15 protein-coding genes are annotated in these 16,791 nt (G+C 38.8%); 8 read left to right on the top strand and 7 right to left on the bottom strand.

The window, feature by feature from the left end; translation table 11 throughout:
- Positions 1 to 240: 240 nt before the first annotated feature.
- The gene (locus JWG40_RS19215; RefSeq protein WP_205287360.1) at positions 241 to 2,310 is read right to left on the bottom strand and encodes a TonB-dependent receptor; all 2,070 of its coding nucleotides are present in this window, start codon (positions 2,308 to 2,310) and stop codon (positions 241 to 243) included.
- 82 nt (positions 2,311 to 2,392) lie between these two features.
- On the opposite strand from JWG40_RS19215, the gene JWG40_RS19210 reads away from it, so the two are divergent.
- On the top strand, positions 2,393 to 3,394 hold the full coding sequence (locus tag JWG40_RS19210) for an adenosine kinase (protein ID WP_205287359.1): 1,002 nt from the start codon (positions 2,393 to 2,395) through the stop codon (positions 3,392 to 3,394).
- Between the two features lie 3 nt (positions 3,395 to 3,397).
- On the opposite strand, the gene JWG40_RS19205 is transcribed toward JWG40_RS19210, so the two are convergent.
- Positions 3,398 to 3,796 carry a response regulator gene (locus JWG40_RS19205; RefSeq protein ID WP_205287358.1) on the bottom strand — a complete coding sequence of 133 codons (399 nt, stop codon included), beginning with the start codon at positions 3,794 to 3,796 and terminating at the stop codon, positions 3,398 to 3,400.
- Positions 3,793 to 5,304, bottom strand: coding sequence for a PAS domain-containing sensor histidine kinase (locus JWG40_RS19200; RefSeq protein WP_205287357.1), 1,512 nt, complete (start codon positions 5,302 to 5,304; stop codon positions 3,793 to 3,795). The genes JWG40_RS19205 and JWG40_RS19200 overlap by 4 nt, the downstream gene beginning before the upstream one ends.
- A gap of 32 nt (positions 5,305 to 5,336) precedes the next feature.
- Between JWG40_RS19200 and JWG40_RS19195 the strand changes: the two genes are divergently transcribed.
- Genes JWG40_RS19195 through pheS form a run of 7 tightly spaced genes read left to right on the top strand, consistent with a single transcriptional unit; the run spans position 5,337 to position 12,968 of the window.
- Entirely contained in the window at positions 5,337 to 6,266 is a 930-nt protein-coding gene (locus JWG40_RS19195; RefSeq protein WP_205287356.1) for an ABC transporter ATP-binding protein, read from the top strand.
- Positions 6,263 to 6,994, top strand: coding sequence for an ABC transporter permease (locus tag JWG40_RS19190; protein WP_002971699.1), 732 nt, complete (start codon positions 6,263 to 6,265; stop codon positions 6,992 to 6,994). The genes JWG40_RS19195 and JWG40_RS19190 overlap by 4 nt, the downstream gene beginning before the upstream one ends.
- Before the next feature lie 3 nt (positions 6,995 to 6,997).
- Positions 6,998 to 8,869 (top strand): motility-associated ABC transporter substrate-binding family protein, encoded by a 1,872-nt coding sequence (locus tag JWG40_RS19185; RefSeq protein ID WP_205287355.1) that lies wholly within the window; start codon positions 6,998 to 7,000, stop codon positions 8,867 to 8,869.
- A complete protein-coding gene (locus JWG40_RS19180; protein WP_205287354.1) occupies positions 8,866 to 9,939 on the top strand; it encodes a hypothetical protein in 1,074 nt (357 codons plus the stop codon). Before JWG40_RS19185 ends, JWG40_RS19180 begins: the two co-directional genes overlap by 4 nt.
- 1 nt (position 9,940) lies before the next feature.
- Positions 9,941 to 10,555, top strand: a complete 615-nt coding sequence (locus tag JWG40_RS19175) for a hypothetical protein (protein ID WP_205287353.1) — start codon at positions 9,941 to 9,943, stop codon at positions 10,553 to 10,555.
- The gene (locus JWG40_RS19170; protein ID WP_205287352.1) at positions 10,552 to 11,946 is read left to right on the top strand and encodes a UDP-N-acetylmuramate--L-alanine ligase; all 1,395 of its coding nucleotides are present in this window, start codon (positions 10,552 to 10,554) and stop codon (positions 11,944 to 11,946) included. The genes JWG40_RS19175 and JWG40_RS19170 overlap by 4 nt, the downstream gene beginning before the upstream one ends.
- Positions 11,943 to 12,968 carry a phenylalanine--tRNA ligase subunit alpha gene (gene pheS, locus JWG40_RS19165; protein WP_205287351.1) on the top strand — a complete coding sequence of 342 codons (1,026 nt, stop codon included), beginning with the start codon at positions 11,943 to 11,945 and terminating at the stop codon, positions 12,966 to 12,968. The genes JWG40_RS19170 and pheS overlap by 4 nt, the downstream gene beginning before the upstream one ends.
- Here pheS and JWG40_RS19160 read toward each other — a convergent pair.
- From JWG40_RS19160 to JWG40_RS19145, 4 genes are read right to left on the bottom strand one after another with little or no spacing between them, the layout of a single operon-like run.
- Positions 12,965 to 14,494: a thiolase C-terminal domain-containing protein gene (locus JWG40_RS19160; RefSeq protein WP_205287350.1), complete on the bottom strand. Its 1,530-nt coding sequence runs from the start codon at positions 14,492 to 14,494 to the stop codon at positions 12,965 to 12,967. The genes pheS and JWG40_RS19160 overlap by 4 nt on opposite strands.
- Positions 14,495 to 14,509: 15 nt before the next feature.
- Positions 14,510 to 15,304, bottom strand: a complete 795-nt coding sequence (locus tag JWG40_RS19155) for a hypothetical protein (protein ID WP_205287349.1) — start codon at positions 15,302 to 15,304, stop codon at positions 14,510 to 14,512.
- Positions 15,301 to 16,428, bottom strand: a complete 1,128-nt coding sequence (locus tag JWG40_RS19150) for an LIC_10450 family protein (RefSeq protein ID WP_205287348.1) — start codon at positions 16,426 to 16,428, stop codon at positions 15,301 to 15,303. The genes JWG40_RS19155 and JWG40_RS19150 overlap by 4 nt, the downstream gene beginning before the upstream one ends.
- The gene (locus tag JWG40_RS19145) at positions 16,425 to 16,709 is read right to left on the bottom strand and encodes a hypothetical protein (protein ID WP_205287347.1); all 285 of its coding nucleotides are present in this window, start codon (positions 16,707 to 16,709) and stop codon (positions 16,425 to 16,427) included. Before JWG40_RS19145 ends, JWG40_RS19150 begins: the two co-directional genes overlap by 4 nt.
- Positions 16,710 to 16,791 lie beyond the last annotated feature (82 nt).

Raw genomic sequence — 16,791 nt, 5'->3', positions numbered from 1 at the left:
GGAAAAATACGCAAAGTAAAGTGAATCGAAAGCTATAGACACTGATGCGTAATTCGTTTAACCGCGAGTAGGATTTAAGGAATGTTTGGGTCCAATCTCTCCCTGCGAATAACCGCAATGCGTATATCCGCCGCAGGGATTTGTATACGAAGCTCCAATACCTTGTTGCGGATAATCGCATTGCGTTTAAAAACCAACTATCGTTAGAAAGTTTAGATCCAACAATCTTTGTTGTCTTCATTAGAACCTGTAACTCCCTGTAAAATAGTAACTGCGGCCGGGTAGGGGATAGCCAACCAAATCTTCTACTCGTTTATCTGATAAATTACGAACTTCAAATCCTAAAATCAATTCGTTTCCTGTTTCTAAATTTTTATAAGGTACGTATTGGATATAGAGGTTCCAAAACTGTCTGGCTGGCAAATAACCTAAATATTCATTGGTTCGGTCTCGAAAATTGGCTCCAATGTATTGGTATTCCAGTCCAATTTCTCCAAAGTCTTTGAAAAAAGAGAGTAGGGCACTCCCTTGGCTTTTGGAACGAAGCGGAAGATATTTTCCATTTAACGCAGGTGATTCGGAGTAGTTCTTTGCATCTTGGTAGGTATAGTTAAAATTAAATTTTATCCCTTTATTCCAAATCACGTTGTGGCTTGTTTCTAAACCGCGAATGAGAGCTTGGTCCACGTTTTCGGGTCTAAGTGTAAATTGTGAGTTGGGCAAAAACAAAATCATGTCATAAATTCGTTTTTGAAAAATGGACACATCGGATTGTATTCTCCAATTGGTAGACGGTTTTGAATGGAGATAAAATCCGAAGTCTCCGTTTCTACTTTGTTCAGGCCGCAGTTTAGTATTTCCTACGATACTTCCTCGCTCACCAAATAACTCTAAAAAGGTGGGAATCCGAAAATCTTTGCTAATATTGGCTAGTGTTCCAAATTCCAAATTTTCTTTTTTGATCCAAACAATTTTTATCCCAAAACTTGGATTGGTGAAAGCTTGTCTTACATAAAAAACATCGCTTAGTGGATCGAGAAGTTGATTGCGAACGCTGGTTTCATCCTTTCCAAATCGGTCTGTATACCGTTCCCATCGAATTTGGGGGACTAAAAAAAGTCGGTTCGAAAATAGTCTAATTTCATCTTGAAAGGTCGCACTTAAAGTATCGCGACGTTTTTTTGGTTCTTTCCTTTCCGTTTCATGGTTGTAACGTTTTTCATATCTTGTAAAAAACTCTTGCTCTGTTTGAAAGGAAGTTCGAATCACTTGGTTATATTCTAATAAATAGAATGTAGGTGTTAGTTGAAATCCGTATTGGTTGGTTTTGGTGAATGCGTTGGGGGTTCCGAAACTAAATTCTGATTTGGGATCAAAAAAATCATCCTTAGAAAAGTTACCATAAGTTTTTGTTTCGAGAGTTAAGTTCTGCAATAGAAATTCATTGGTTTCTGTTGTTATTGCAGATGAGAGTTTACTGAATACACGTTCTACTGAAGCAGTTTGTCTGTTCCCAGGACCAGGTAATCCTTGTTTTCTGTGAATGTAGTCGTTCAGTAAATTAATTTTGGTTTTACCAAATTCAAACGAGATATTCCCAGTAAAACCTGTCTTTCTGAATTGAGCATTCCTACGTGTGTCAATGGAATCATCGTAAGTGTTGAATAAAACAGTTCCTTTGTTATTGAGATAACTAAAGTTTTGATCCGAAGTTTCCTGGAGTGCCTGAACAAAATAGGAACCGCCAACAAATTGGTCCATGTGCGTAACTGTCGCTTTTGCAGTTTTAAAACTTCCTCCCATCAAATTGATTCGAGTCACTGGTTTATCAATTTTAGATTTGGAAACTAAGTTAATGGAACCCCCAATTGACGATCCAGAAAATCCTGCTGGTGTTCCCGATTTATAGATTTCGATTTTTTCTAAATTATCAAAGGGTAGGTCAGCTAAATTGATTTCGCCTCCCATAGAGTTGTTTATCGGAACCCCATTCCAATAGATTTTTGTTTGGTTGGGGTTGGTTCCTCTTAAAGACAAAGTGGAGTAGGAGCCAAGCCCACCGTATTGCCTAACCCGAACCCCCGCCTCTCGGTTCAATACATCTGGCAAACTCATGTAACGTGTGTTTGTTTGCGATAAATCAATTTCCTTTTGAAAACCCGTTGGATTTTTTGCAAAATTAGAATTTTTTGACTGGCTGTCTATATTAGCTCGAATCTCTACCTCTTTCGGATCTTTGTTTTGTGCGAATAAATTTAAGGGTCCAAAACATAGGCAAAGGAGAAAATAGAATCTGAAACTAGAAATCATGGAGCTTTATTTTCTCAGTACCTGCCAAGCTGGAGCATGAAAATTGAGTGTCAATTCCCTAAAGGAAAAAAGCATTGTCCCCATGAAGCATTACGACGTATTCGGTGTAGGGAACGCCCTGGTAGATATCATTGCCTTTATAAATCCCAATTTTTTACAAAAACAAAATATCACCAAGGGTGTGATGACTCTTGTCGATGAATCTAGACAAGGTCAAATTCTTGCCGACCTTCACGATGAAAAGAAAGAACTTCGCTCTGGTGGAAGTGCCGCAAACACAATGATCGCTATTGCAAACTCCGGTGGAGCTTGTTGTTATACGGGAAAAGTCACTCATGATACTTATGGTGAATTCTATAAAAAAGATATGGAAGACGCAGGGGTTTTGTTTGAAACCACTCCAGATGTTAATGGCCATACGGGAACTTGTGTTGTATTAACTACGCCCGATGCCGAAAGGACGATGCTTACCAATCTTGCCATCTCAACATCGCTTGGTCCCAATGATATCGATGTAGAAAACTTGAAAAAAAGTAAGTTTGTTTATGTGGAAGGTTATTTGTGGGATGGTGATTCTACAAAAAAAGCAAGTGAACTCACGATGAAAATGGCAAAGGAAAACAAGGTAAAAGTATCTTTTACTTATAGTGATCCATTTTGCGTAAATCGTTCTAGGGATGAATTTATTCACCTAACAAAGGAATATGTCGATGTGGTTTTCTGTAACACGGAAGAAGGTTTAGCACTCAGTGGAGCAAAAACTGCAGAAGACGCTGTTGAATTTATATCTAAACTTTGCCCGCTTGTATTTATGACTGCAGGGAAAGAAGGAGCTTATGTGGCCGAAAATGGTAAAATCACTTTAGTTCCAGGTTTTCCTGTAAAACCAATTGATACAACGGGAGCGGGTGATGCCTTTGCCGCTGGAGTTTTGTATGGACTGACCCAAGGGTATTCGTCACAAAAATCAGCTCGTTGGGGTAACTATGTGGCGTCTCGCATTGTTTGCGAAGTGGGACCTCGTTTGTCTGTTCGGCTGATGGGAAGACAAGACGAGATTTTAGAAGGGTTTAAAGAGATTTAAAACTTACTGCATTCTTTTCGAATCTTCCCAAAGGGTTTGGATTTTATCAGCAATCTCAAGAGGGGCAAAGGGTTTTTCAATCACACCGATGCCTCCTCTTTTTTGGTATTCCAAAATTTCATTTTTTAAAACACGAGAAGTCATAAAGGCAACAGGAATCGCTTTGGTTTCTGGAAATATTTTTAACTCCTCAATCAGCTCCATCCCATTCATTCCAGGCATCAAAACATCTAACAAGATCAAGTCGGGTTGTAAGATGATTGCTTTTTGTAATCCTTCAGGGCCGGTTTTTGCAAAACTTACCTGATAGGATGAATTGAATTCTAAAGCGATCCGAAGTATTTCTACAATATCTTCTTCGTCTTCAACAATTAACACATGTTTCAAGATAGGTTCGTTCATTGGTTATATCCGGAAGGAATTATACCTGGTTTAATTATTGGCAACTCAATAGTAAATACAGTACCTTTGTCATCTGATGTAAAAAATATTTTACCTTTCATCGCTTCTACAAATCCTTTTGTGATCGATAGTCCAAGGCCTGAACCTCCGACTAATTTATCCTTAGGCGGTGCCCCTTGCGCAAACCGGTGAAATAATCTTGGCGCAAAATTGGGATCAATCCCTGGACCATTGTCTTTAATTAAAATTTGTGCATGAGTATTCGAAGGAACCACAGTGATATACACTTCAGAAAACTTAGGCGTGTATTTTACTGCATTGGAGATAAGATTGGTGATACAATGATTTAATCTGTCTTCATCTACATAAACAGAAGTAGAAGGAAAGTTTTGGTCATAGTTTAACAAAACATGGTATTGTTCGGCAAAGGTTCTCATTCCATCTACTGAAACTTGTAAAATTTCTTCCAACCTGTAGGTTCGAAATTTGAAATTGATATTTCCCGAATCTAAAGCTTCAATGTCGAGCAGGTCTGTTACAAAACGTACAAGTCTTTGGGTGTTTTTACGGCAAATGTTTAGTAAAGATTTGGTTTGGTTGGAAAGTTCTCCTGCAACTCCTGCAAGTAACAAATCGATAGAACCTTTAATCGAAGTGAGGGGGGTTCGCAATTCATGGCTAACCAAACTAATGAATTCATTTTTTAATGCTTCGGCTTTTTTTCGTTCTGTGATATTTCGAACAATAGCAAGGACTTCATCCTCACCAGTTTTTGTGAAACGAGCTTCAAAGTATTTTTCACCATCGTAATCTTCGATAGAATACTCGTAAGTTTTTGTGTCCCCGATTTCCAAAACTTGTATCAGAATGGATTCAATTTCGGATAGTTTTCTGATTGGAAACAGGTTTTCGATTCGTGTGAATTGGATATTCCCTTCATGATGAGAGTCCCAACCTTTAAAATCTGGAAATTCTTTGTGATCAATGACAGACCCGTCTTTGCGAATACCGTACAATTTGTCCGGAAGAGAACTTAGGATGGCTTTGTTTTTGATAAGAACTTGGCTATAACTGTCTTTGGCATTTTTTTCGGAAGTGACTTCGGTTGCAATAACGATGGTAAATTTTTCCTGAGGGAAAACTTGTGTATCAAACCATCCTTTGGATTCCAAAAAGAATTCCCCATACCGGAATGTTTCCTGATTTTTGATGGCATTCGCCAATTTTTTACCAAATTCGGTGGCATCAATGTTTGGAAACAAATTCCAAATGCTTTTCCCGAGCATTTCACTGGCAGTTTTTTCCACCATTGCTTCCGCAGAAGAATTTACGTAGGTGTAATTTCCATCCTTGTCCAAGATAAAGACGGCATCCGAACGGCTTTCCAGGATTTTGTCGAGGTATTGGGGGACAAATTTGTGCCAATTCTGTTGCAGAAGTTGCTTTGCATCAAAAAAGCTGTCTTCATCCTTGAAAAAGCTTTTGATTTTTTCCAGAAATTCATTCATAGGTGCAGGTATACGAAAACTAAACCAGAGTTATGATTCAAGTCAGCAATTTATCAAAATTTTACGGCGAAAAACGAGCCATCTCAGGGCTTAATTTCAAATTAGAAAAGGGCGAAATCGTCGGTCTCTTGGGACTCAACGGCGCCGGGAAAACCACTACAATTCGAATCCTCACAGGGTATTTGATTCCTAGTGCGGGGGATGCATCCATTGATGGAAAGTCTATCTTTGACTTTCCTTTGGAAGCCAAACAGAAAATAGGTTATCTTCCCGAGACTCCTCCTCTTTACGAAGACATGACGATCACAGAGTATCTAACTTTTGTCGGTCGGATCAAAAAAATTGAGGATACCAAACTTGGTTCCGAAATTGAAAAAGTTCTAACTAAAACTAACATTACAAATGTTAAAGATAAGTTGATCGGAACTTTATCTCTCGGATTTCGCAAACGTGTTGGAATTGCCCAGGCAATCCTAGGAGATCCAGAAATTGTCATTATGGACGAACCGATTTCTGGACTTGACCCCAAACAAATTGTCGAAATTCGTAATTTGATTCGAAGTTTGGCGGGTGATCATACCGTTCTCATTTCGAGCCATATCCTAACTGAGATTTATAAAACTTGTGATAAGTTTTTATTTTTACATAAGGGAAGCCTCAAACAAGAATTTTCTTTGTCTCGTTTAGAAGAAGAAATGAATCGACTAGCCGGATGGGAAGTTGGTCTTTCTGGGAAAAATGCAGATGAACTCCACACCTTCGTGAAATCAGTGATAGGTGATGGTGATACTGTGACGGAACTCGGAACCAATAAAGAAGAAATTCAATTTTTGGTGCGAACCACAAATCAAAAACAATTCAAAGAATCTTTGTTTTCCAAAGCGCTGGCTCTCGGAATCCAAATTGAATCTTTAAAAAAACAAGAAGTGTCTTTAGAACAGATTTTTATGGAGAAAATATGAACTGGCAATCGGCTGTTTGGATCTATAAAAAAGAATTACGATTATTTTTTGGAACTTATATGGGACCACTAGTTCTCGGCGGAACTGCATTTCTCAATGCACTTTTCGTGATGATTCTGAATTTTAATGGTACTGCCAATTATGAAATTGCAACCTACATCACCTTCATTTCTTTTATGACAACTATTCTCATTGCAATGGTCATCATTTCTATGGGATCGATTGTAGAAGAAAGAAACAAAGGAACCTTGGAATTACTTTTTACCTCTCCCATTACCGATTTGGAAATTGTATTTGGTAAATTTCTATTTGGTGTCACCGTTTGTGGGATTATCACCATTTTTATCAATGGATTGTTTCCTTTACTTCTTTATTCTTTTTGGAAGGCTCCGTTTTATATGGTAGCTTCTGGGAGTGTAGGAGTGTTTTTGTTAGGTGTTTTTACTTTTACGATTGGGATGTTTGGATCCAGTCTTGGTAAAAACCAAATGATTTCTCTTTTGATATCGGTTCTTATCATTTTGACACTTTGGGTGGTGGGATATTTTTCGCATCTATTCCAAGCTACCACAAGAAAGGTACTTTTTCACCTACATATATTTTCTCACTTTGCTGCTTTTGCAAAGGGTGTGGTTCCATTAACTGGAATCGTATTTTTCCTTAGCGGAACATTTTTGTTCTTATATCTTACCGTAAAGGTCTTGGAATCCAGGAGATGGAGGGGATAGACCATGTTTTTAACCGCAGATAGAGTTTTACCATTTATTAGCTTACTTTCACTTTTCGCCTATTTCTTGTTTGATGGGATGGTCGTAGATCCTAAAAAAAGAATTCTCTTTTTTGGAGTGATCTTTTTATTTTTAGCATCGGATACCATCGTTCGTGCCTTTTCCAAAGGATTAAGAAAGGAAGACCAAAACCGTTACGTTGCTGCTGGATTTGGAATCAGTGCATTTTTATTATCGGTGTTACGTGATTTTCTAGATTTGAAACCGGTCGCTGGATTTAATGAGGAAGTCAGTGCCATTCCCAAAGTTAGAGAATTTTTATTACTTTGTGTGGTTCTCCTTTCCATAGTATTTTTACTCCAAATCATTTTACTAGAGATTGGAAAATCTTCTTTGGAAGCGCAGAGTAACTTGGCAAAATCCAAAAGTTCCCTTTTGCAAAATGCAGTTCTAGGATTTTTGTTTGTTCTGCCGATTTTGGTGGCGGTCAATTATTTTGCGATCAAACGAAACTATAACTTTGATTTGAGTAGTCAGGGAAAATTTTCTCTTTCGCAAATTTCTAGAAACTTAATCAAACCAATTTCCAAAGATGTCACCATCACTGCCTTTTACCCACGTCCCCTAGAAGCAGATGGACCGGCAAATGGGGATAAACTGGCTGCATTTGCTCTCACTCGCATCCGTCCCGATATTGAAATCCTTTTGGACCAAATCAAATCAGAAAACTCACATATCACAGTCCAGTTCATCAATGCCGATGTGGAAGTGGATTTATTAAAAGAATTTGGCCAAGTTTCGAATGGAACCATCTTTGTTCGTTCTCAAAAACAATCACTTTTGACATCGGGAACACCTTTTGCTGAAGAAAGGGTCATTGCGAAAGAAACAAAAGATTTGGAAGATCTGGAACGTAAGTTAGTTGGTGCCCTTCTCAATGTCACGACCGAACAGAAAAAAGTTTATTTCACAGTCGCCAATGGAGAAAGATACGGGATGTCTTTTAAGGCCCTTCCCAATGAACAAGTAAACCGATTTGTTTCTTCATTACAGTTTTTAAATTTCAAAGTAGCTGAGTTGGGTTTTGGTCAAGGTTGGCCATCCAAATTACCGGATGATGCTGAAATGCTTGTGGTGCTTGGGCCTACGGTTCCCTTTTCTAAAGAAGCAAAAGAAGAACTTACAAAATTCGTATTGGAAAAAAATGGAAAACTCCTCATCACCATGGAACCAAAAGGGAATGAAGACTTTGGTTGGTTACTTGCCTCCGCAGGACTTAAATTTAAAACTACACAGTTAATTGAAAGAGAAGAGAAACCAGGATTTGTTGTGGCAAAACGTTTTCCAGACCACAGACTCACCGATTTACTCCAGAAAAAAGATATGGGGATATTGTTTCCTTACAGCGGTTATTTGGAAACAGATGCTACGATTCCTTCCCCTTATGCTTTTAAGTCAGAAACTCTACTTGAGTCTGGGTTTGAAGCGTATGCCGATGAGAACAAAAATGGAAAATTGGATCCAAACGAAAAAAGAGAAAGTAAAATTCTCTCTATTGTGCTCACACCAAACTCTCTAACGAGTGAGAAAGCAGGAAAAATCATTTTACACACAGGAACTTCTTGGGTAACAGATCAGTTCATTCCGTACGCAATGAATTCACAATTCTCCACGGTTTCAATCACTGGTTTGTTTCAAGATGTAGCCGTTGCCGAAATTCCTTTGAAAAAAGAAGAACTCGATACCATCTCCCTTTCCGACAACCAAAAGTTAATGGCATGGGTGATTGGAGTGTTTTTATTTCCAGGATTCATTTTGGCAGTAGGATCCTACTTTGTGTATTCCAGACGAAAGAGTTCCATGATTGAAGTATGAAACAGAAAATTAGTTTAGTTGTTTTAGCCTTTACCGGACTTTTTTTACTTTTTTATTGGATGGAAGACCATCCTGAAAATATTTCGGAAACGAATTATTGGAAAGAAGATTGGAAGTCCATTCAATACATTCCACCAAAAGCTGATTGGTGTGGGACAATGGAGCCAAAGTTTGCAGAAGAAACTATGGTCTTTCGTAAAATCCCTCGTGGATGGAACCAAACCCCATTGTATACGGTGACTTCAACAAAAAATGGAAAAACCAATTCTTATGAAGCGAATTATAATGTTAAAAATAGTTTTTCGGAACTCAGTGTTCTCAAAACAAAACTGATCGAGAAGACATCAGAAGATATTCAAAAGTCCTACTGTTTAGGAGAAAATTCTCCCTCCTTATCTCTATCAGATGAGAATGGACCTACATTTGAATTTTCTAAAGACAAACAATTGTTTTTTGGTAAAAAAATTGGATCCGATGAAGGTCGTGTGTCTGTTTTGGTTCATGAAGAAATCATCGCTCCCTATAACTATTTGATCGAAAAGTTTCGTACTCCCTCTACAAATTTCCGCGAAAAAATGTACGTAACCTTTAACGATGGTTATATGAAGGAACTCTCCTTTACCGGTCAAATTGTCACCGTAAAGGCAGAAAACCGAGCAAAAAAAAACCAATACAATGTTTATGTGAATGATTGGAGCCGCACGACAGGCGAACGGATTGTTTTGCCGCCGGATGTGGGAAATCAATGGGAGTCGGTTGTCAAAGGTTTGAAAGTGGAATTTTATTCTGATGAAGTGGGCGCACCACAGTTTCCCGAAGTTTCTCTCGCAGAAAACCCGGAAGCAGTTTTGGATGTAGTCCAATCGGGAGGAATCAAATACCGTCTCTCCTTTTACCCATTATGGGAAACCGAATCAGGAAAATGGAGGCCTGTGCGCCGGGAACTGATTCCTTATTTTTCCGAGACTGTCACTTGGATCAAAGAAGAAAGCTTCCAAAATTTGGTGAATGCTGTCATGAAAGTGAAAAATGCTTCCCGTTACGAGCGTCCCAACCAGAAAATCCAATAAGGTGCAAAAAGTTTCTACAGTCGCATCTCGGATGGAAATGATCCGAGATTTATTCTATTCTCCCATGTCCGCCTTTGAATCCTACTTTCATAAAACGGACTTGGGTGGTCGAGATTTATGGTTGGCCCATCTCCAACTCATCTTACTTGCCCCCTTAGCCAAATTTTTTGGTAATTTGATCCAAATCCTGATATTCAAAGTTTCTACTGTAGATGAAGAAACAAGACTTACCTACACCCAAGGAATGGGGACTTTATTCTTTTTTTACTTAGGGTTTTATATTGTGATCCGGCTTGTGGATAGTTTTCGGATGTACCACCAAATGCGTGACCGCACCAAAGATTGGGAAGGCCCTGAGCCGCATGTCTTTATGATCTCCTTTCTGCCGTTTACATCCACCGCAATCTTTTGGATTTTTCCGGCTCCCATCCCCTTGGCAATGTTAGGTGTTGGATTTCTCTATTCTTTACATTTAGCTTATTATTATTTATCTCACAGAAGAGAATGGTCCTCATTTGATTTTTTGTTTTTCCTTATGAAGGTAGTTTTGTTTTTTTTGGTTCTCATTTCTGTTCCTTTACTTGTCTACAACCTAATTAGGACGGTACTCTTTTGAAAATCTTTATGGTCGGCATTGGTGGGATTGCTATGGGCAATTTGGCTTATATGCTGAAAAATTTAGGTCATGATGTATCAGGTTCAGATCAAAATCTATATCCACCTATGTCTGATAAATTGGTGGAGTGGGGTCTATCACCTAAATCTGGTTATCGTAAAGAAAATGTAAAAGGTTCTGATTTAGTCATCATTGGAAATGCAATCTCTCGTGGAAATCCTGAGGTAGAAGAAGTTCTGAATACCGGAATGGAATACATGAGTATGGCGCAGGCGATTGGAACTTTTTTTCTAAAAAACAAAAAACCAATCGTGATCTCCGGCACCCATGGCAAAACCACTACTACTTTTTTAACCCACTGGATTTTGGAATTCATTGGGTTAAAACCCGGCCTCTTTGTGGGTGGAATCCGAAAGGATGGGTATCCTGGATTTGCGATTGGGGAAGGGGATTATTTTGTTATTGAAGGGGATGAATATGATTCTGCTTTCTTTGATAAAAGTTCTAAGTTTTTACACTACAGACCCTATTACTTAGCGATGAATGCTCTCGATTTTGACCATGCTGATATTTTTGCCGATTTAAATGCCATCAAAACTATGTTCAAACGTCTGTTAAATTTGGTTCCCAGTCGCGGTAAGGTTTTTTATTGGAAGGGCTCCAAAAACCTAGTAGAGATTACCAAAGATTACAAACACGCGCCCGTAGAATCCTTTGATTTAGGGGATAAAAATTCCATTTTTAAATACGAAAAAGGTGTTTTGTCTGAAATTAGGACCAAGGCCAAATTAAAACCATCTCTCATTGGTGCACATAACTATCGCAATGTGGAAGTGGCAGTCCGAATTTGTTTGGAAATTGCTCCTCAAAAAAGAAAAGAAATTTTAGAAGCCGTTGTTACTTTTCCTGGCGTGAAACGTAGACAAGAAAATCTTTTTGTCTCAGAGAATAGTTTACTTGTCGAAGACTTTGCCCACCATCCTGTTGCCATCCAAGAGACCATCAAAGCCCATAAGGAAGCCTATCCTGGTTATAAAATCATTTCCCTCTTTGAACCAAGAAGTGCTACTTCGCATAGAAATGTATTCCAAGATGATTTTGCCAAATGTTTTAAAGGGAGTGATGTAAGTATTGTTACCGAAGTGTACCAAGTGGACAAGGTAAACAAATCCCTTCGTTTGAATGTCAAAAAATTGGTGAAGGACATTACAAAACATACTAAGAAAGATGCATTGTATGCAAAAGATCCAAAAGAAATTCCTACTCTCTTAAAAAAGATTCTACCAAAATTCCAAAAAGAAAAAGTCATCCTCCTTGCGATGTCGAATGGTGCCTTTGGTGGAATTTATCCTGAATTAAAATCCTTAATCGAATTGCGAGAAACTGTATGAGCCTATCCCAAGAAATCGAATCATTAGTCAAAGAGGCTGAGTCTGTTTTATCATCTGCAACATCGGAACAAGAATTGGATGCTTTTAAAAACCAGTTCCTCGGAAAAAAAGGGAAACTCACTTCTGTATTAAAAGGTCTTGCTTCCCTTTCGGTAGAAGAGAAAAAAACAGTGGGAAAACAAGCAAACGAAGCACAAAACCTGCTCGAGAGTTTTGTTGAATCCAAACGTTCTTCCTTAAAAGAAAGTTTTTATGAAAATCAATTGGGCCAAGAATTTTTTGATAGTTTGCGTCCACTCGCTTCTAAAGAAAGAGGGAGCCTACATCCCATCTCGCAAATCCAATACGAAATCGAAGATATCTTTACCTCCATGGGGTTTTCAGTCATGGATGGGCCAGAAGTAGAAACCGATGAGAACAATTTTGGTGCCTTAAATTTTACCGAAGACCATCCAGCACGTGACATGCAAGATACCTTTTACACAGAAGATGGAAACTTACTGCGAACTCATACTTCTGCCATCCAAGTGCGTGCTCTTCGCAAATTAAAACCTCCGTTTCGTATTATTGCTCCTGGTCGAGTATTTCGTTATGAAGAAGTGGACGCCTCTCATGAAAATACTTTCTACCAAGTAGAAGGGATGGTGGTGGGAGAAAACATTTCTGTGGCTCATTTGATTTATACCATGGAGACACTTCTTTCTCGTGTGTTTCGTAAAGAAATCAAAACAAGACTAAGGCCTGGTTACTTTCCTTTTGTGGAACCTGGATTTGAACTTGATATCAACTGTTTGGTTTGTAATGGAGATGGTTGTAGTGTTTGCAAACATTCGGGATGGCTCGAACTATTGCCATGTGGTCTCGTACATCCAAACGTATTAGAATCGGCTGGGCTTGATTCCAAAAAATGGACGGGTTTTGCTTTTGGTCTTGGACTGGACCGGCTTGTCATGATGCGTTACGGAATCCATGACATCCGGTATTTCCAATCAGGGAATCTACGGTTTTTAAAGCAGTTTTAACCTAGTAAAACTGCTTGGATTTTTCCATCCTTCTTTTGGAACTCCACTTTCGATTTCCCAAGTTCTAATCCCTCTTTGGATACAATCTCAGTTCCGTCTTTAGCAAATAGATTGGTGAGAACCATCTCTCCATTTTCTTTTTTAGAACAAACAATTAGGTAAGGTGGTTTTTTTTCTCCACCAGGATTGAAATAGATAGTACTTACCGTGAGGATGGTGGCCGTTTCTCCCATTTTTGGACTTGGTACATTCACTTCTAATGGTTGTAAAGCCATAGGTTCTCTGGTCGCAGATTCTTGTTTGTCTTTGGCAAATAAAACGACAGTGTTGATGCTATCAATCCCTCCGTTTCCTCCCAATAAACTCACATTAGGTGGAGTAGGAAGTTTTTCTGGAATGGGATCTACGGCCAATCCATATTGGCTTGCAATGTCAATGAGACCAGTGGCACCGGACAGAGCCATGGCTGCTTGGTAGTTCAAAATCCCCCCGCTTAAATTGATAGGAATCTCTCTTGTTCCATTGGAGATTTTGCCTTTGCGAAGGGATGTGGCCGTATCTTTTGGGGATACACCAAAATACAATCCTGCTTCATGGATGATCATTCCTGTAAAACAATCATAAATCCAAGCGTATTCAATGTCCGATCGTTTGAGTCCGGATGATGCCACTGCTCTTTCACAAGCAAGGGCAGCAGGGCTTTTTAAATCTTTCTTTTGGATGAAGTATTCGGCATGGGCACTTTGCCCAGACCCCACCAAATAAATATGCGAAGCATCTTTTTTGATGATCTTGTTATCAATTAACTTCTGTTTCATGAATTCGGATGTGATGAGTGTGGCAAATCCGTGATCAGTCACAATCGCAATCATAGGAGTGCTATACACACCAGAAAGTGGTTTTTGTAATTGTTTATCCGTGATTGGTTTTTGGTATTGGAAGGCCCGCGGATTGGTTTCGGCCAAACTTCGAAAGTGTTTTGTGATTTCTTCTAAATCTTCACTAGTCACTCCGGTATCAAACATCATTCGTTCACATAACAGAGAGTAGAGTCCAATGAGTGTGGCCCCATAAGGCATTTCCCAATCTTTATGGCAAACAGTCGCAGTGAGTCTTTTTAAATCTGATATTTGTTTGAATACGGATTTCGGAACATCGGCAGCGGCCACAAGAACCACAGCGTAAGGATTGGCTTTCACAATCGTATGGGCTTGCCCGATCGCCCCACCGACACTCGCTCCACCTAAATCTACAGTATGGCATGCAAGGCCACCAAAACCCATATCATTTGCATCTTTGACAGTGAATCCATACCCTTCGCGACCTAGGGACTGGGCTTCGATGGAAACAAAGTCGGTTAGGTAGGGGGAAATAGACGAACGATCCGTTCCTAAAAAACCAAATAGTTTGTCTACGGAACGGAAAAGTAGGGAATGATATTTTTCTAAAGGAGAAAGGTTTTTATAAATTTCCGAATCAAATTCAGATTCGATGGTGTCGCTGACACCGAGTAAAATTGGGTCCATACCGCCAAATTAGAATCAACCTTCCATATTCATCAACGCATTCATTCGAAAATCTTGTATGATTTGTTTGCAGCGTTCAGTGATTCGAGTCAGGCTTTCTCCAAATTTTTTCCCACCAAAGGAAGTATGTGCATTCGGATATTCCTTTTCATTGACTTGAACAATCATATCAGGATTGATTCTGTTTTTACTGACTAAATCTTGGACAGCAACGGTGATATTTTTTAAAGCTATACAACCATCTTTCAAAAGATTTTGGGATGCCTTCTCAATCACAATATTGTTTCCATTAGCATCAAGTAAGGTTTTAATAAATTCTTGCATCTTCATAGAAGGAAGGCCACGTCTTGTCATTCCAATTCGTTCCACTTGTAACACTGCATCTTGTAAAAAAGAATACTCTGGCGTTCCCTTGAAGATATGAATGAGAACTGGAAGTTCTGTTTCTGTAAAATCCAACATAGCCCCATAGAAATATCTTGTTTCTACTTTTGCCAGTGGATGAAAATCCACCTTCTTATAATTGGCTAACTTTTCAATGGACTCATCCATAATGCGATTCAGAGTTTGCGCTTTGGCAGCTTCTTTTCTTGCGGCTAGTTCTTGGAATTTAGATTTTAATTGTTCGAGGAAGGTGACTTCTTCAGTTAGAAATTTTGTGATATTTCCACGCAGTTTGAGAACTTGTAAATATCTTTGTTCGAATCCTGTTTGGTCGAAGGCTTTGGGATTTAGTTTCCCGTGTTCTTGGTATTCCGATCTGATTTTTTCTAATATTGCTTTTGTTTCTGCTTCCGACAGTTCTTTCATTTCGATTGTTTCCAGTGTTCTATATCAAGGATGGTTTTATCCAGATCTTGTGCAAAATATAGGGATGCATTTTTGGCATCGACATACATCAACTGGTTTGCATATTGCAATTGTTTGACCTGAATGTCACTCTTCAGATTTAAAATATTCAGCAATTGCAAACTCAGTTTTTTGAAGTCCTTAACAATTATATCGGAAAGTCTTTGCATTTCAAACAGATGGAGTCTGTTTAATTTTTCCTTATCCGATTCAATCAATTTCATTTCTTCCCTTTTTTCTGCCGGTGCTTTCGAAATATAATACGTAATAGGACGAGGATAGGATGTCATTTCTTTGTGAAGATCAACCATTTTGTCGATGCCTTCAAATACTTGTGCATCCATTTCCCGAGCAAAATTCCCTACGATGTTTTTATTTTCCGACGGGTCACCAGTGAGCTCAAAGATTCTTGAGGATTGTAGATTGCGAATGATGGCAGTGACTCGCTCCCTATAGGTAGTCAATAATTTGATAAAGTCCTCTATTTGTTGAAAGGCAGTTTTGTCATTTGATTCTTCCCCTGCTTGTAAGTTGGGTTCCGCATTTCCTTTTTCTTCGGTCTCTGCAGGACTTGGTAAGTCGGGAGTATTGAGTAGACCTGCATGAGAGAATGTTTCTTGCATTGGGGGAGGATCTTCCCCTTCGAAAATATTTAAGTCCACATCTTCGCGCATTAAGTTTTCTTCTGGCGCTGGCCCCAATTTTTCATTTTGAATTTCCGTAGGTTTTTCAGGTGGATTGTGTTTGGTAACTAAATTACCAACTAACTTTCCTAAAATGGGATTGGATTTTAGGTCTTCTGAGATGGATGTAACAAGAGGGGAATTTTGTTGTGTTTGTACTTGCGATGGTTTCGAATCTTCCGCAGTTGTTTGTGCCAGAGAATGAGGAACTAATTCGAAATGATTTCCTACTAGTTTTAAGATCTCAATTCTACGTGTATCTTTGTTAAACCTTAGGGCATAACGGTTGTTATCTTTATCGATATATCTCTGTTGGATTTGGGAAATTGATAATTTAATGGGATCAATTTCGGAAATAGACTCAATTTTTATATAATGATATTTTGATTTTTCAGGAGTCACAGTCTTAAAATTTCCAACAAAGCTTCTGTGAAAGCATATGAGAGTAATACGTTCGGGTCAACTTCCTTCTCCCGAGAAATTAAGCTTAAGGTAAAAAAATCATATCTGCTGAGTTCCATACGTTCGTAATGACCAGATTCGCGTTTCTCGAAGGTTCCTGGTTCCATTCCTTCTACTTTTAGGGATAATATAGCCATTTTTGTGACAAGGCCCAGATCCAAATGTCTCTGTTTCAGGATTTCGTAGAGTTCAGAATCGATCCAAATGAGTATGGGGAACATAGTGGTCTCCTAAAAAGAGAGGTTTTGGACCCTTACTTTGGCTCCTATTTTTTTCTCTTTCGCCTTGACCGGCAGAGTGGTA

Origin of the sequence: Leptospira abararensis (genome assembly GCF_016918735.1) — a bacterium.
Lineage (GTDB): Bacteria > Spirochaetota > Leptospiria > Leptospirales > Leptospiraceae > Leptospira_A > Leptospira_A abararensis.
This window is presented reverse-complemented; position numbering and strand designations above follow the sequence as displayed.

Coding starts and splice junctions, on each gene's coding strand:
- JWG40_RS19215 (WP_205287360.1), bottom strand. CDS start 2,310: ATGATTTCTAGTTTCAGATTCTATTTTCTCCTTTGCCTATGTTTTGGA.
- JWG40_RS19210 (WP_205287359.1), top strand. CDS start 2,393: ATGAAGCATTACGACGTATTCGGTGTAGGGAACGCCCTGGTAGATATC.
- JWG40_RS19205 (WP_205287358.1), bottom strand. CDS start 3,796: ATGAACGAACCTATCTTGAAACATGTGTTAATTGTTGAAGACGAAGAA.
- JWG40_RS19200 (WP_205287357.1), bottom strand. CDS start 5,304: ATGAATGAATTTCTGGAAAAAATCAAAAGCTTTTTCAAGGATGAAGAC.
- JWG40_RS19195 (WP_205287356.1), top strand. CDS start 5,337: ATGATTCAAGTCAGCAATTTATCAAAATTTTACGGCGAAAAACGAGCC.
- JWG40_RS19190 (WP_002971699.1), top strand. CDS start 6,263: ATGAACTGGCAATCGGCTGTTTGGATCTATAAAAAAGAATTACGATTA.
- JWG40_RS19185 (WP_205287355.1), top strand. CDS start 6,998: ATGTTTTTAACCGCAGATAGAGTTTTACCATTTATTAGCTTACTTTCA.
- JWG40_RS19180 (WP_205287354.1), top strand. CDS start 8,866: ATGAAACAGAAAATTAGTTTAGTTGTTTTAGCCTTTACCGGACTTTTT.
- pheS (WP_205287351.1), top strand. CDS start 11,943: ATGAGCCTATCCCAAGAAATCGAATCATTAGTCAAAGAGGCTGAGTCT.
- JWG40_RS19160 (WP_205287350.1), bottom strand. CDS start 14,494: ATGGACCCAATTTTACTCGGTGTCAGCGACACCATCGAATCTGAATTT.
- JWG40_RS19155 (WP_205287349.1), bottom strand. CDS start 15,304: ATGAAAGAACTGTCGGAAGCAGAAACAAAAGCAATATTAGAAAAAATC.
- JWG40_RS19145 (WP_205287347.1), bottom strand. CDS start 16,709: ATGTTCCCCATACTCATTTGGATCGATTCTGAACTCTACGAAATCCTG.